We start from the raw sequence: 15,393 nt of genomic DNA on the forward strand, positions 1-15,393 counted from the left end.
ACGTCACCAGCCGAACATGGCGGGCCCAACGCCCAACAGCCGCCATGGCGGCATCGCCTGCAGCGAATGGCGCGCCTCTCACCCGGTTCCCCGTCGGCGCCCGGTCCGCTCATTCCGAATCCGACGCATCCGCCTGCGCAAACCGGGCGGCGACCTCGCGCAGCCACGCTTCGCTCCATGTGAGCGCGCCGACCTTCAGATGCTCGACGACGCGGCGCACCCATTCGAGCTCGGCTTCCAGCGTCACCCGCATGAGTTCGCCGTCGAGCAGGAACAGCCGTGGGATCTGCATCGCGAGCGCGGCGTCGTGCGCTTCGTCGAGACGAGCCAGTTCGGCCTCGAGCGCGGCGGCGCGCGCTTCGAAGTGGCGGCGCGCATCGTCGGCGGACAGCAGCGGCAGCACCGACAGCGCAGCCGGAAACGACGGATATTCGCGCGCCGGCTGAGCGAGCTGCTCGCGCAGCCACATGCGCGCGGTGTCGCGGCCGGCGCTGGTGATTTCGTAGACGGTGCGCTCCGGGAACGCGCCGTCGCGCTCGGTTTCGCGCACGGCGATCAGCGCGTCGCGTTGCAGGCGCTCGATCGTCTGATAAAGGCTATTGCGCTGCTTGACGTTGACCACCTCGTCCTTGCCGCGCAGCTTCACGAGCTGCTGGATTCGGTACGCGTGCATCGGCGCTTCGGTGAGCATCGCGAGTACGACGAGCGCCAGCGGTGAGTATCGAGCCATACCATGAATAGTTAATTAATTTCTAGTAATATTATGACTAGATATAAATTAACGCAAGCTGCGTAATGCCCACGGCCAAAGGAGCGGCGGCGGGCGCAGCGCGTCAGCCGACGTGCGAGCGCTTGCCCGGCATGTCCGGCGTTTCCATCGTCGCGAGCCCATGCACGATCCCGCAGTCCTCGACCGCGTGCTCGCCCTGGCACCGCTCGCGCAATTCGATCAGCTGCGCGCGCAGGTGCTGGAGCTCGGCGAGGCGCGTGTTGACGTGGCCGATGTGTTCGTCGAGCAGCGCGTTGACCGAATCGCAGCGGTCCGCCGGATCGTCGGTGAAGCGCAGCAGCGCGCGGATCTCGTCGTGCGTCATGTCGAGCGCGCGGCAGTTGCGAATGAAGCGCAGCCGCTCGACGTGCGCGTCGGTGTAGCTGCGGTAGTTGGAGTCGGTCCGTTCCGCGTCGGGCATCAGCCCCTCTTTTTCATAGAAACGAATCGTCTCGGGCGTGCATCGCGCCGCTTTCGCCAGTTCGCCGATCTTCATTCGAATCTCCTTACAAAAAGGGTTGACCTTGTAGTGACTTCAGGGTGTTAACTGTACACCGTCAGTTACTGAGGAGGTTGCCATGACCGAGGCCACTCGGGCCGAAGACCGGCCGCGTACGCTCGAATCCGAACACGTTCGCGCGCATTCGCACGACGTGCGCGAGCCGTCGCGCGCCGAAGCGCACTCGGATGCGCATGAATGCGGCGCGCGGAGCGAAGCCCGGAACGACGCGGCGCGCGTAGAAGGCCGGAGCGGGCATGCGCACGAACGCGAGCTGACGAGCGCAACCGATTCAGGCCGCCAAGCCGATGCGCGGCATGCGGGTTGCGCGCACGATCACGCCGACGGCCATGCGCATGCCGACGCCGATTCCCGCGAGCACGATCACCGCGCCGATCGGCGCGAGGCGCAGGCCCCAGCGACCAGCGAAGCGCTGCTTCGTGGCGACGGCCAGGCTCGGCCGCATGCGGACGGTTGTTGTTCTCACGATCATCGGCGCGGCGGCATCGACTTGGATGCAAGCCGGGAATCCGGATCGCGCGCTCATGATTCGTGCGGTCGCGGCCATGATCACGGCCCGCACGCCGGCGGCGATCATTCGCACGACCACGACCACGACCACGACCACGACCACGCCGGCGCCGCCTGCTGCGCGCCCGCCCCGGTCGCATTCGCGCCGCTGCCCGGCGCGCAAACGGCCGCCGACGGCCGCGTGCGTTCGGCGTTCCGGATCATGCAGATGGACTGCCCGACCGAGGAGACGCTGATCCGCAAGAAGCTCGGCGGAATGGCGGAAGTCGCGGCGCTCGAATTCAATCTGATGCAGCGGATGCTGACGGTCGAGCACGCGCCGGGCGCGGAAGCCGGCATCGCCCGCGCGATCCGCTCGCTCGGCATGACGCCCGAGCAGGCGGATAACGGCGCAGCCGGCCGTTCGTCGTCGGCCGCGCCGGCCGAAGCGCCGCGGCCGTGGTGGCCGCTCGCGGTCGCGGGCGTCGCGGCGGCCGCGTCGGAGGCGGCCACGTGGCTGCAGTTGCCCGTGTGGCTTGCCGCCGCGCTCGCGCTCGCGGCGGTCGCGGCCTGCGGCCTCGGCACGTATCGCAAGGGCTGGATCGCGCTCACGAACGGCAACCTGAACATCAACGCGCTGATGAGCATCGCGGTGACGGGCGCGATGGCGATCGGCCAATGGCCCGAGGCCGCGATGGTGATGGTGCTCTTCACCGTCGCCGAGCTGATCGAGGCGCGCTCGCTCGATCGCGCGCGCAACGCGATCCAGAGCCTGATGCGGCTCGCGCCCGACACCGCGACCGTGAAGCAGCCCGACGGCACGTGGGCGGCCGTCGAGGCCGCGCAGGTCGCGCTCGGCGCGGTCGTGCGCGTGAAGCCCGGCGAGCGGATCGGCCTCGACGGCGAAATCGTCGCCGGCCGCTCGACCGTCAACCAGGCGCCGATCACGGGCGAAAGCCTGCCCGTCGAGAAAGGCGCGGGCGATCCGGTGTACGCGGGCACGATCAACGAGGCCGGCTCGTTCGAGTATCGCGTGACGGCGGTCGCGAGCAACACGACGCTCGCGCGGATCATCCATGCGGTCGAGGAGGCGCAGGGCGCGAAGGCGCCGACGCAGCGCTTCGTCGACACCTTTGCGCGCATCTACACGCCGATCGTGTTCGCGATCGCGCTCGTCGTCGCGATCGCGCCGCCGCTCGTGTTCGACGGCGCGTGGCGCGACTGGATTTATCGCGCGCTCGTGCTGCTCGTGATCGCGTGCCCGTGCGCGCTCGTGATCTCGACGCCCGTGACGATCGTCTCGGGGCTCGCCGCGGCCGCGCGGCGCGGCATCCTCGTGAAGGGCGGCGTATATCTCGAGCAGGGGCGCCGGCTCGCGTGGCTCGCGCTCGACAAGACGGGCACGATCACGCGCGGCAAGCCGGTGCAGACCGATTTCGAGATGCGCGCGGCCGACGTCGACGTCGCGCACGTGCGGCGGCTCGCCGCGAGCCTCGCCGCGCGTTCGGACCACCCGGTTTCGCAGGCGGTCGCGGCGGCGGTCGCGGCCGATGCCGGCGCGAGCGATGCCGGTCGCGCAAACGGCGCGTCGTTCCTCGACGTCGCCGGCTTCGAGGCGATTCCCGGCCGCGGCGTGCGCGGCAACATCGACGGCGCGCCGTACTGGCTCGGCAATCACCGCCTCGTCGAAGAGCTCGAGTGCTGCACGCCCGCGCTCGAGGCGCGCCTCGACGAGCTCGAGCGGCAGGGCAAGACGGTCGTGATGCTGATCGACGGCACGCGCGTGCTCGGCCTCTTCGCGGTGGCCGACACGGTGAAGGACACGAGCCGCGCCGCAATCGCCGACTTGCACGCGCTCGGCATCAAGACCGCGATGCTGACGGGCGACAACCCGCACACGGCGGAAGCGATCGCGCAGCAGGTCGGCATCGACGACGCGCGCGGCAACCAGCTGCCGCAGGACAAGCTCGCCGTCGTCGACGAGCTCGCGGCGGGCGGCCATGCGGTCGGGATGGTCGGCGACGGGATCAACGACGCGCCGGCGCTCGCGCGCGCCGACATCGGCTTCGCGATGGGCGCGATGGGCACCGACACCGCGATCGAGACGGCCGACGTCGCGCTGATGGACGACGACCTGCGCAAGATCCCGGCGTTCGTGCGGCTGTCGCGCGCGACGCATCGCGTGCTCGTGCAGAACATCGCGTTCGCGCTCGTCGTGAAGGCGGTGTTCGTCGGGCTGACGATCGCGGGAATGGGCACGATGTGGATGGCGGTGTTCGCCGACGCGGGCGCGAGCCTCATCGTCGTCGGCAACGGCTTGCGGCTGCTGCGCCGCGGTCAATGAACGGAGGCGGCAATGGATTGGCTCAAGCGGATCGTCGGCGCAGGGCATCACGGAAATGGCGGCAGTCGCGACCATCACGGCGGCGGGATGGGCGGTGACGGGCGTGGCCATGGCAGCGGCCACGGAAGTCACGGCGGCCACGGTTGGGGCCGGCAGGATGCGCGGCGCCAAGACGGCTGGGGGCGCGACGGCGTTTCGTCTCGCCGCGAAGCCGGCTTGCCCGTGCAGAGCGCCGCGTGCGCGAAGTGCGGCGCGATCAACGGCGCGGATGCGAAGTTCTGCGCGCAGTGCGGCGCATCGCAAGCGCCGGCCGCGTGCGGCGCTTGCCGCGCGTTGCTCGATGCGTCCGCGCGCTTCTGCCCGCAATGCGGGGCCGCCGTCTCGCAGGCGCGAGCGTGATCGGCGGCCGGCGTCGGGCCGGCCGCCCGCTGACTGGCCGGCACGCTCCGAAGCGCGGCCAAGCAAACCGGAAGCCGCGTGCGCGGCGGCTTTCGCGCTTCGCGTGCGAATCGACGCAATCGAGTCGAGGCGCGCGCCGGGAGCAGAGGCATCGCGGCATTCGGCGCGGCGTTGTCATATTCGCGATGGCAACCGCAACCGCAACCGCAACCGCAACCGCAACCGCAACCGCAGACGCAGACGCAGACGCAGACGTAGACGTAGATGCAGACGCAGATGCAGATGCAGATGCAGATGCAATCGCAATCGCAGTCACGGCGCGCATACCTGCCGATACGCTCGCGCCCCGGCGCGCAGACGAACGACGCGAACCCTTCATTCACACGACGGCGCGCCGATGCCGCGCAAATGTCGTTGGCGTGTCCGCGCGATGCGCGCAGGACCGCAACCGCTACCCGACGCGTCGAATCGCCCTGCAATTCCCGCGCCTGGCGCGCCTAACGAACAGAGGCCTTTCGCGTCGACGCGGCGCGGCGGCAAATCGCGGCGCACGCGCATCGGTTCACATTCTTCCAGCAATCGCCCGGTCCGTTTCATGCTTGCAACATGCCGGCGAGAATGCGCGCCGCGCGCGGCCTTCATTCCGCCAACGGATCGTGCCGACCACGCGGCTATCGCGCCCGCTTCATTGCGCGAGCGCACGCCATGCATCGCCACGCCATCTCGACATGCGATTTTTATCAGCAGGATCGTTCCCTTAGATTAAAGTTCGAGTACAGTGAAGCACGATTGAAGCCGTCATCGTTCCCCGTGTAAGGTCGCCGGCTGCGGAGCCCGTTTTTTCTTCGGAGTCCGCAGGTTGTTCGTCGAGGTCCAACGCAACATCACGCTTTTCGGGAGAGCACATATGGATTCATCCAGTTTCCTGACGTCGATGCAGAGCACGCTCGGCGTTTATCTGCCCAAGATCGCGGGCGCGCTCGGCATCCTGATCATCGGCTGGCTGATCGCCGTGATCGTCCGCGCGGGCGTGCGCCGCCTGCTGAGCGCGCTGAAAGTCGATGCGCGCATCGCCGAAAGCACGGGCCAGGGCGCGCAGGTGGAGAGCATCATCGCGGGCGGCCTGTTCTGGCTCATCCTGCTCGTGACCGCGGTCGGCATCTTCAACGTGCTGAATCTCTACGCGATCTCGAATCCGTTCTCGCTTCTCGTCACGAAGATCATCAACTATCTGCCGAACCTGCTCGGCGGCGGGGCGCTCACGCTCGTCGCGTGGCTGATCGCGTCGCTCTTGCGCAGCTTGGCCGACAAGACGCTGAAGGCGAGCAAGATCGACAGCAAGCTGTCGGAGACGGCCGGGATGCGGCCGATGAGCTCGTATCTCGGCGACGTGCTGTTCTGGCTCGTGATCCTGATGTTTATTCCGGCGATCCTCGCCGCGTTCGATCTCAACGGCCTCCTGTCGCCCGTGCAAGGGATGATCGACAAGATCCTCGCGATCGTGCCGAACGTGTTCGCCGCGGCCGTGATCGGCTTCGTCGGCTGGCTCGTCGCGCGCATCCTGCGCGGGCTCGTCACGAACCTGCTCGTCGCGGCGGGCGCCGACAGGCTCACGCAAAGCGTCGACAGCCCGACGCCCGTGAAGATCTCGAGCCTCATCGGCACGGTCGTGTTCATCTTCGTGTTCGTGCCGACGCTGATCTCCGCGCTCGACGCGCTGAAGATCGAGGCGATCTCGCGGCCCGCGACCGACCTGCTCGGCCAGTTCCTCAACGCGGTGCCCGACATCGTCGCGGCCATCGTGATCCTGCTCGTCACGTTTTACGTCGCGCGCTTCGTCGGCGCGCTGGTGCAGAAGCTGCTCGTCGCCGCGGGCGTCGACGGCCTGCCCGCGATTCTCGGCGTCGGGCGCGTGTTCTCCGGGATGCTGCAGCCGTCGGTGCTCGCCGGCCGGCTGATCGTCTTCTTCGCGATGCTGTTCGCGGCGGTGGAAGCCGCGAACCGGCTCGGCTTCACGCAGGTGCGCGACGTCGTCACGCTCTTCATCGAATTCGGCGGGCACGTGCTGACGGGCGGCGTGATCCTCGTGATCGGCTTCTGGCTCGCGGGCCTCGCGCGCCGCGTGATCGAGCAGGCCGACAACGAGCACAGCCGGCTTCTGTCGCGCATCGCGCAGTTCGCGATCCTCGGCCTCGTGTTCGCAATGGGGCTGCGCGCGATGGGCATCGCAAACGAGATCGTGCAGCTCGCGTTCGGCCTCGTGCTCGGCGCGATCGCGGTTGCGGTTGCGCTGTCGTTCGGCCTCGGCGGCCGCGAAGCGGCGGGCAAGCTGCTCGATCGCTGGTTCAATCAGCGCGGCAAGCAGGAGTGATGCCGCGGGCGGCGCGCGGGCGAATCGCGCGACGATCGCCCGCGCGCTGTCTTTGTCGCTTTCGCGGCGTCGACGGGATCGGGCCGCGAGCGTCCCGCGCTCGCCGCTCGCGCATGAGGCGTTGCGGCGCGCGTCAACCCAGCACGGCGCGCCGGACCTTGCGTAACGCGCCTTCGAGCGATTCCGGCATAACCGAGCCGAGCGCGATCCGCCGCGCGTGCGGCGCGCTCGGCGTGCCCGGCGCACTCGAGAACGGCTCGGCCGTCGTCACGGGCACGCCGTCGCGCTCGAGCGCCGCCGCGACCTGGTCCGCGCGCAACGCTTCGGGCATCGCGGGCCGCAGATAGTACGAAGCCGAATGCGAGACGGCGTCGCCGTCTCGCATTCGGCGCGCGAGCGTCTGCCGGCGCCGCGCATCGCATCCTTGCGCTTGCGATCCTCGAGCGAGTCGACGATTCCGCCTTCGATCCACTGGCACATGCCAGCGCAACCGTCAGCGACGGCGTATTCCACGTCGACACGCGAATCGTGCGCCCGAGCGCCGGCACGAGGCGCTCCGGCGCGGCGACGAAGCCGAATCTCAGGCCCGACGCGACGCTCTTCGGCAGCCCCGACACGTAGACCGTGCGATCGGGCGCATGGGCGAACACCGGTTTACGCGCGGGCTCGGCGAGAAACGCATAGGCGCCGTCCTCGATCGCCGGCAGATCGTGACGTTCGGCGAGCTCGGCAAGACGCGCGCGGCTCGACGCGGACATCACGGAGCCGAGCGGGTTGCGCCGTGTCGGCACCGCGTAGACCGCGCGCACCGGGTGCTTTCTGCAGAGCGCGTCGACACGGTCGAGATCGAGGTTCCGCTCGGCCGACGGCTCGTTGTTCAACGCGAGCTGCCACCGGCGGGACGAAGCGACGCTGCGCGCGTTCGCGACGCATCACGAGCATCTCGACGCGAAACGCCGGTTTCGCAAGTGGCATGACGGCTATCACGTCGTCGTGCCGAAGGTCGAGCGCGCGTACGGCGGCGGCTCGTTTGCGCATCTCGCGCCGGATTCGCGGCGAAGCCGAATCGGTTGGCGTCGCTCGCGATCGTGCCGGCGATCAAGCCGCGTCCGCGCTGCCGATGCGGCTCTTCTCCGGCCGCGCCGCATAGCCGGCCGGCAGCGGCGGGAAGCCGACGAGCCGGGCCATTCCCGCGCGCAGCACGAGCGCGTAGAACAGCATCGGGCCGGCGATGCCCGCGAGCGTGCCGAGCGCGAGCTGCGCATCGACGTCGACGACGCCGAGCCTGACAAGCGCGATGCGCGTCGCGGCCGTCGCGAGGATATGCGCGAGATAGATCGGCATCGATGCGAAGCCGACATTTTCGAGCCACGACGGGCGATGCGCGAGCCGATGCGACATCGCCGCGCCGCGCGGCGTCGCGCGATAGGCGAGCAGCAGCACGAGCGCGCTGCCCGCGAGCGCGGCGGGCACGGCCCAGATGCTGTCCGGCTCGCCGAAGCGGTGCGCGAACGCGGCCGCCGCCGCGAACGTGACGGCGATGGCCGCGAGCGCGAGCCCGTTCGATGCGCGTTCGACGAGCGCGGGCAGCTTGTCGCCGATCAGCATGCCGAGCGCGAAGAACGGGAAGTACGTGAGCGTCATCGACACGATGCCCCATCGCGTCGGCGAGCCGGCGGCGAACGCGACGACGGCGAGCCCGCCGATCGCGAGCGCGGCGAGCGCGGCGAGCGGCGCGCGCGACCGCTCGGCGCGCTCGCCGCCGCGTACGCGCACGACCGGCGCGACCTTCGACCATCCCCACGCAACCAGCATGCAGACGAAGAGCGCGTAGAGGAACCAGAACTGGCCGAACGGCCGCCAGCCGATCGCGAGCAGGTCGTTCGGCGTGAACGCGTGATTCATGCCGCGCGACGACAGCGCGATCTGCACAGCGCCTTGCAGCAGCGACCAGACGAAGTACGGATAGACGATCGTGCGCAGCTTCGCGAGCACGAAGCCATCGCTCGCGCGCTGCAGCGAGTTCGGCACGTGCAGCCCCGACAGCAGAAAGAAGAGCGGCATGTGGAACGTGTAGATCACGTAGTCGGTCGCGGCGAGCAGGGTGCTCGGCCAGCCGGCCGGCACGAGGCCTGCGGCGAACAGGCCGCGCAGCACGTGGCCGTACACGACGAGGATGATGCCCGCGCCCCGAGCGGTATCGAGATAGGAATCCCGCATGGTCTGAATGATTGGAATGGTCGAACGTGGGAGGGCCGCGCGCCGCCCGAAGGGGACACGCGGGACGCTCACTGCGTGCGCCCAATGTAGGGGCTGGCGCGGCGGAGAACTGTGTGCCGGGCGACACAAGTTCGCTGTCGCGTCGTGCGGCGCGCACGGGCGAGCGGCGCACGCGACTTGCGGATGGCGCACGCCCATGCGCGCCGCGCGACGCGACGCCGTTTCGTGCGTCGCGCGCCCGCCGAATGCGCCGCGCGATTCGCACGATTCGCACGCATCGCATGCGCGGCTCGCCGCGGCGCCGCAACGCGCCGACCGATGCGCGCGCCGCTCGGCGATGCGATCCGCACGCCGCCGCGCCGCGCGCGAGCTCGGGCCGGCCGCCGGAAACATTTCCGTATGCGAAATGAAAGCGCGGACGTTTGCCGATTTTCGATAACACGTCGAATAATGACTCACTAGCATCGATTCTCAGTTGCGGGGCGGGCCTATCTCGGCGCCGGGCTCCGCCGCCTTCGAGGAGAGATTCATGCAGACAGAATCGAATGGCCGCCCCGTCGCGGGCGGCGGCGCAGCGCGCCCGGCGCTTCAACCGACGCTCGGCACGTGGCAGCTGTGGGGAATCGCGGTCGGCCTCGTGATTTCCGGCGAGTACTTCGGCTGGAGCTACGGCTGGGCGAGCGCGGGTACGCTCGGATTCGTCGTCACCGCGCTGTTCGTCGCCGCGATGTACACCACGTTCATCTTCAGCTTCACCGAGCTCACCACGTCGATTCCGCACGCGGGCGGCCCGTTCGCGTACGCGCGGCGAGCGTTCGGTCCGGCTGGTGGCTATCTCGCGGGCGTCGCGACGCTCGTCGAGTTCGTGTTCGCGCCGCCCGCGATCGCGCTCGCGATCGGCGCGTACCTGCACGTGCAGTTTCCCGGCCTCGAGCCGAAGCACGCGGCGATGGGCGCGTACCTCGTGTTCATGGCGCTCAACATCGTCGGCGTGCAGATCGCGGCGACGTTCGAGCTCGTCGTCACGCTGCTCGCGATCTTCGAGCTGCTCGTGTTCATGGGCGTCGTGTCGCCGGGCTTCGCGTGGAGCAATTTCGTGAAGGGCGGCTGGGCGGGCGCGGATCACTTCAGCGTGGGGGCGTTCCACGGAATGTTCGCGGCGATTCCGTTCGCGATCTGGTTCTTCCTCGCGATCGAGGGCGTTGCGATGGCGGCCGAGGAGGCGAAGAACCCGAAGCGCTCGATTCCGATCGCGTACGTGGCCGGCATCCTGACGCTCGTGCTGCTGGCGATCGGCGTGATGGTGTTCGCGGGCGGCGCGGGCGACTGGACCAAGCTCGCGAACATCAACGATCCGCTGCCGCAGGCGATGAAGTACATCGTCGGCGCGAACAGCGGCTGGATGCACATGCTCGTGTGGCTCGGCCTGTTCGGCCTCGTCGCGTCGTTTCACGGAATCATCCTCGGCTATTCGCGCCAGATCTTCGCGCTTGCCCGCGAAGGCTACCTGCCCGAATGGCTCGCGAAGGTGCATCCGCGCTTCAAGACGCCTTACCGCGCGATCCTCGCGGGCGGCGTGGTCGGCATCGTCGCGATCTACAGCGACGAGCTGATTCAGTTCGGCGGCCAGACGCTCACCGCGAATATCGTGACGATGTCCGTGTTCGGCGCTATCGTGATGTACATCGTCAGCATGGCCGCGCTGTTCAAGCTGCGCCGCGTGCAGCCGAAGATGGAGCGCCCGTTCCGCGCGCCGCTGTATCCGTTTTTTCCGGCGTTCGCGCTCGTCGCGGCGCTCGTGTGCCTCGGCACGATGGTGTACTTCAACGCGCTCGTCGCGTCGATCTTCGTCGCGTTCGTCGCGCTCGGGTACGGCTACTTCCTCGCGACGCGCGCGCAGCGCGCGGCCGCGCCCGCCGACGCGCTGCTCGAGGAGTAGCCACGCGCGCGCCGCGCGCCGGGGGGCGGCGCGCGGCCGTTACGACAAGGAGTCCAGATGCGATATACGGAGACGATCGGTTCGCGCACCTACCGCTTCGCGGACCTGAAAACGCTGCTCGCGAAGGCGAGCCCTTTGCGTTCCGGCGACCAGCTCGCGGGCGTCGCGGCCGCGACCGAGGAGGAGCGCGTCGCCGCGAAGATGGCGCTCGCGAGCGTGCCTCTCGCCGCGTTCCTGAACGAGGCCGTGATCCCTTACGAGGACGACGAGGTGACGCGCCTCGTCGTCGACACGCATTCGCGCGACGCGTTCGCCGAGATTTCGCACCTGACGGTCGGCGATTTCCGCAACTGGCTGCTGTCGAGCGCGGCGGACGCGGCCGCGCTCGAACGCATCGCGCCCGGCCTCACGCCGGAGATGGTCGCGGCGGTGTCGAAGCTGATGCGCAACCAGGATCTGATCGCGGCGGCGAGGAAGCGCCGCGTCGTCACGCGCTTTCGGAACACCGTCGGGCTGCCGGGGCGGATGTCGGTGCGGCTGCAGCCGAACCATCCGACCGACGACGTGAAGGGGATCGCCGCGTCGATGCTCGACGGCCTGATGTACGGCTGCGGCGACGCGATGATCGGCATCAATCCGGCGACCGACAGCCTCGCCGCGATCACGAAGCTGCTCGCGATGATCGACGCGTTTCGCGAGCGCTACCGCGTGCCGACGCAGTCGTGCGTGCTCACGCACGTGACGAACACGATCGCGGCGATCGAAAAGGGCGCGCCCGTCGATCTCGTGTTCCAGTCGATCGCGGGCACCGAGAAGGCGAACGCGAGCTTCGGCATTTCGCTTGCGCTGCTCGGCGAGGCGCGCGAAGCGGCGCTTGCGTTGAAGCGCGGCACGGTCGGCGACAACCTGATGTACTTCGAGACGGGCCAGGGCAGCGCGCTGTCGGCGAACGCGCATCACGGCGTGGATCAGCAGACCTGCGAGGTGCGCGCGTATGCGGTCGCGCGCGCGTTCGAGCCGTTTCTCGTCAACACGGTGGTCGGCTTCATCGGGCCCGAATACCTGTACGACGGCAAGCAGATCATTCGCGCAGGGCTCGAGGATCACTTCTGCGGCAAGCTGCTCGGCGTGCCGATGGGCTGCGACATCTGCTATACGAACCACGCGGAAGCCGATCAGGACGACATGGACAACCTGCTGACGTTGCTCGGCGCGGCGGGCATCAACTTCATCATGGGCATTCCCGGCGCGGACGACGTGATGCTCAACTATCAGAGCACGTCGTTTCACGATCAGCTGTACGTGCGCGAGGTGCTCGGCCTGCGCCGCGCGCCCGAGTTCGAGGAATGGCTGGAGACGATGGAGATCGCGGACGCGCACGGCGCGCTGCGCGCGGCGTCGACGCGCGTGCCGCTGCTCGCCGGCGCGAACGACTGGATGGGGCTTTCCGCATGAGCGACGCGGTCGAAAAGAACCCGTGGGGGCAACTGAAGTCGTTCACGAACGCGCGGATCGCGCTCGGCCGCGCGGGTAACAGCCTGCCGACCGCGCCGCTGCTCGCGTTCAACCTGTCGCATGCGCAGGCGCGCGACGCCGTTCACCAGCCGCTCGACGCCGACGCGCTGCGGCGCGATATCGAAGCGGCCGGCCTGCCGACGCTCGGCGTGCAGAGCGCCGCGCCGGATCGGCAGCATTACCTGCGCCGGCCGGATCTCGGCCGCAAGCTGTCGGACGACAGCCGCGCGCTGCTCGCCGCGCACCGCGCGTCGCTCGGCGACGCGCCCGACGTCGTGTTCGTGATCGGCGACGGGCTGTCGGCGTTCGCGGCCGCGAAGCAGGCGCTGCCGCTCCTGAGCGCGGTGCGGCCGAAGCTCGACGGCTGGCGGATCGGGCCGGTCGTCGTCGCGCGGCAGGCGCGCGTCGCGCTCGGCGACGAGATCGGCGAGCTGCTCGGCGCGCGCCTCGTCGCGATGCTGATCGGCGAGCGGCCGGGCCTGAGCTCGCCGGACAGCCTCGGCGTGTATCTGACGTACGCGCCGAAGGTCGGTTGCCACGACGCGCAGCGCAACTGCATCTCGAACGTGCGCGCCGAGGGGCTGCCGCACGACGCGGCCGCGCACAAGCTGCACTATCTGCTGACGCACGCGCGGCGGCTCGGGCTGACGGGCGTCGGGCTCAAGGACGACAGCGATGCGTTGTTGCCGGCGGCGCGGGCGGAAGCGGAGCGTCTGGCGGCGGAGTAGGCGCGACGGCGGCGCGCGCGTCGCGCGCGAGGAAGCCCGGCCTGTAGCCGATCCCGAAACCCGCCGTCACCGCGGCGCGCAGCGCTTCCATGTCGTTGCACGTCATCGCGGCGCGCAGGTTCGGTGGTTCGCCGCCGTCCGGCAGCAGCGCCCACGGTTGCAGCTTGCCCGTCGTCGGAAAGCGTAGCGCACGCATCCGTGCGCGTCGGGTCGCGCAGCGTGCGCGGCGCGCCGGCTTGCGCGACGTACGCGGGCGATGCGCACCGCAGAAGGCGCAACGGCCCGAGGCGGCGCGACATCGGGCCCGAATCGCGGAGCGCGCCGCTTCGGATCACCGCGTCGAAGCCGCCTTCGGCGATGTCGACGAGCCAATCGTTGAAGCCCGGAAGTCGAGATCCAGCTCGATTTCCGGATAGCGGCGCTTGAATTCCGGCAACGCGGGCAGCAGAAACCGATAGCGATCACGCGCAACCGGCGCGCGCCGCTGCCCGCGGGCGGGATCAGAAGAACCCGAGCGGCTTTTCGCTGTAGCTGACGAGCAGGTTCTTCGTCTGCTGATAGTGATCGAGCATCATCTTGTGCGTCTCGCGGCCGATGCCCGATTGCTTGTAGCCGCCGAACGCCGCGTGCGCCGGATACGCGTGATAGCAGTTCGTCCACACGCGGCCCGCCTGGATGCCGCGGCCGACGCGGTACGCGCGGTTGCCGTCGCGCGTCCAGACGCCGGCGCCCAGGCCGTAGAGCGTGTCGTTCGCGATCTCGAGCGCTTCGTCCTCGGTCTTGAACGTCGTCACCGCGAGCACCGGCCCGAAGATCTCTTCCTGGAAGATGCGCATCTTGTTGTGGCCGCGGAACACGGTCGGCTTCACGTAATAGCCTTCGGCGAGCTCGCCGCCGAGCACGTTGCGCTCGCCGCCCGTCAGGCACTGCGCGCCTTCGTTGCGGCCGATGTCGATGTACGACAGGATCTTCTCGAGCTGCTCGGCCGACGCCTGCGCGCCGATCATCGTCTGCGAGTCGAGCGGATGGCCCTGCTTGATCGATTCGACGCGCTTCAACGCGCGCTCCATGAAGCGCTCGTAAATGCTCTCCTCGACGAGCGCGCGCGACGGGCACGTGCACACCTCGCCCTGATTCAGCGCGAACATCGCGAAGCCTTCGAGCGCCTTGTCGAAGTAGCCGTCGTCGCGGTCCATCACGTCGGCGAAGAAGATGTTCGGGCTCTTGCCGCCGAGCTCGAGCGTGACGGGGATCAGGTTCTCGCTCGCGTACTGCATGATGAGGCGGCCTGTCGACGTCTCGCCCGTGAACGCGATCTTCGAGATTCGCTTGCTCGACGCGAGCGGCTTGCCCGCCTCGAGCCCGAAGCCGTTGACGATGTTGAGCACGCCGGGCGGCAGCAGATCCTGAACCAGCTCGGCGAACACGAGGATCGACGCGGGCGTCTGCTCGGCCGGCTTCAGCACGACGCAGTTGCCGGCCGCGAGCGCGGGCGCGAGCTTCCACGCGGCCATCAGCAGCGGAAAGTTCCACGGGATGATCTGGCCGACGACGCCGAGCGGCTCGTGGAAGTGATAGGCGACCATGTCGCCGCCGATGTCGGCGATCGAGCCTTCCTGCGCACGGATGCAGCCCGCGAAGTAGCGGAAGTGGTCGATTGCGAGCGGCACGTCGGCCGCGGTGGTCTCGCGCAGCGGCTTGCCGTTGTCGATCGTCTCGGCCACCGCGAGACGCGTGAGGTTCGCCTCCATCCGGTCGGCGATCTTGAGCAGCACGTTCGCGCGCTCGGCCGCGCCCGTCGCGGCCCAGCCCGCCTTCGCCGCGTGCGCGGCGTCGAGTGCGCGCTCGATGTCGGCTTCGCGCGAGCGAGGGATCGCGGTGAACGGCTGGCCGGTGACGGGCGAGACGTTGTCGAAATACTCGCCGCCGACCGGGGCGACCCATTCGCCGCCGATGAAATTCCCGTATTGCTTGCGGTACGGAAATTCGATGTTCAGGTGTTGCATGTCCGCGTGATTCATCGTTGCTCCTCGCATGTCGGTATCGGTGATGCGCCGCGCGACGTGCGCGACGCGCCTCCTTACGCCAAAACCGTGCCA

The 15,393-nt window shown here is 69.0% G+C and carries 11 protein-coding genes and 3 pseudogenes; 7 read left to right on the forward strand and 7 right to left on the reverse strand.

Annotation, left to right across the window (positions count from 1 at the left end; translation table 11 throughout):
* Positions 1-109: 109 nt before the first annotated feature.
* Complete coding sequence (locus tag WS91_RS22350; RefSeq protein WP_059645350.1) at positions 110-730, reverse strand: PadR family transcriptional regulator; 621 nt, start codon at positions 728-730, stop codon at positions 110-112.
* 103 nt (positions 731-833) lie between these two features.
* Entirely contained in the window at positions 834-1,265 is a 432-nt protein-coding gene (cadR, locus tag WS91_RS22355; protein WP_038752994.1) for a Cd(II)/Pb(II)-responsive transcriptional regulator, read from the reverse strand.
* 277 nt (positions 1,266-1,542) lie between these two features.
* On the opposite strand from cadR, the gene WS91_RS22360 reads away from it, so the two are divergent.
* From WS91_RS22360 to WS91_RS22370, 3 genes are all read left to right on the forward strand, one after another.
* Positions 1,543-4,122: a heavy metal translocating P-type ATPase gene (locus tag WS91_RS22360; RefSeq protein ID WP_442854979.1), complete on the forward strand. Its 2,580-nt coding sequence runs from the start codon at positions 1,543-1,545 to the stop codon at positions 4,120-4,122.
* A gap of 12 nt (positions 4,123-4,134) precedes the next feature.
* Positions 4,135-4,521 (forward strand): zinc ribbon domain-containing protein, encoded by a 387-nt coding sequence (locus WS91_RS22365; RefSeq protein ID WP_038752992.1) that lies wholly within the window; start codon positions 4,135-4,137, stop codon positions 4,519-4,521.
* A gap of 907 nt (positions 4,522-5,428) precedes the next feature.
* Positions 5,429-6,892, forward strand: coding sequence for a mechanosensitive ion channel (locus WS91_RS22370; RefSeq protein WP_038752990.1), 1,464 nt, complete (start codon positions 5,429-5,431; stop codon positions 6,890-6,892).
* A gap of 133 nt (positions 6,893-7,025) precedes the next feature.
* Here the strand turns inward: WS91_RS22370 and WS91_RS38220 are convergent, their stop codons facing one another.
* Both WS91_RS38220 and WS91_RS38225 read right to left on the reverse strand, forming a co-directional pair.
* Entirely contained in the window at positions 7,026-7,277 is a 252-nt protein-coding gene (locus WS91_RS38220) for a hypothetical protein (RefSeq protein WP_442854596.1), read from the reverse strand.
* A gap of 85 nt (positions 7,278-7,362) precedes the next feature.
* Positions 7,363-7,701 (reverse strand): annotated as a pseudogene (locus WS91_RS38225) (aminotransferase class I/II-fold pyridoxal phosphate-dependent enzyme); the annotation flags it as partial.
* A 43-nt stretch (positions 7,702-7,744) separates the two neighbouring features.
* Between WS91_RS38225 and WS91_RS37540 the strand changes: the two are divergent.
* Positions 7,745-7,954: pseudogene (locus tag WS91_RS37540) on the forward strand (antibiotic biosynthesis monooxygenase); the annotation flags it as partial.
* A 36-nt stretch (positions 7,955-7,990) separates the two neighbouring features.
* On the opposite strand, the gene WS91_RS22380 reads toward WS91_RS37540, so the two are convergent.
* Positions 7,991-9,112 (reverse strand): acyltransferase family protein, encoded by a 1,122-nt coding sequence (locus WS91_RS22380; RefSeq protein ID WP_059671040.1) that lies wholly within the window; start codon positions 9,110-9,112, stop codon positions 7,991-7,993.
* A gap of 529 nt (positions 9,113-9,641) precedes the next feature.
* Here WS91_RS22380 and eat point away from each other — a divergent pair.
* Genes eat through eutC form a run of 3 tightly spaced genes read left to right on the forward strand, consistent with a single transcriptional unit; the run spans position 9,642 to position 13,294 of the window.
* A complete protein-coding gene (gene eat / locus WS91_RS22390; RefSeq protein ID WP_038752986.1) occupies positions 9,642-11,051 on the forward strand; it encodes an ethanolamine permease in 1,410 nt (469 codons plus the stop codon).
* Positions 11,052-11,108: 57 nt separating this feature from the next.
* Positions 11,109-12,506, forward strand: a complete 1,398-nt coding sequence (locus tag WS91_RS22395) for an ethanolamine ammonia-lyase subunit EutB (protein WP_038752984.1) — start codon at positions 11,109-11,111, stop codon at positions 12,504-12,506.
* Entirely contained in the window at positions 12,503-13,294 is a 792-nt protein-coding gene (gene eutC, locus WS91_RS22400) for an ethanolamine ammonia-lyase subunit EutC (RefSeq protein ID WP_038752982.1), read from the forward strand. The genes WS91_RS22395 and eutC overlap by 4 nt, the downstream gene beginning before the upstream one ends.
* 16 nt (positions 13,295-13,310) lie before the next feature.
* Here eutC and WS91_RS34155 read toward each other — a convergent pair.
* A pseudogene (locus WS91_RS34155) lies at positions 13,311-13,754 on the reverse strand (LysR substrate-binding domain-containing protein); the annotation flags it as partial.
* Positions 13,755-13,794: 40 nt separating this feature from the next.
* Positions 13,795-15,315: an aldehyde dehydrogenase gene (adh, locus tag WS91_RS22405; protein ID WP_038752981.1), complete on the reverse strand. Its 1,521-nt coding sequence runs from the start codon at positions 15,313-15,315 to the stop codon at positions 13,795-13,797.
* Positions 15,316-15,393: the final 78 nt, after the last annotated feature.

This window comes from Burkholderia sp. MSMB1498 (assembly GCF_001526245.1).
Classification (GTDB): domain Bacteria; phylum Pseudomonadota; class Gammaproteobacteria; order Burkholderiales; family Burkholderiaceae; genus Burkholderia; species Burkholderia savannae.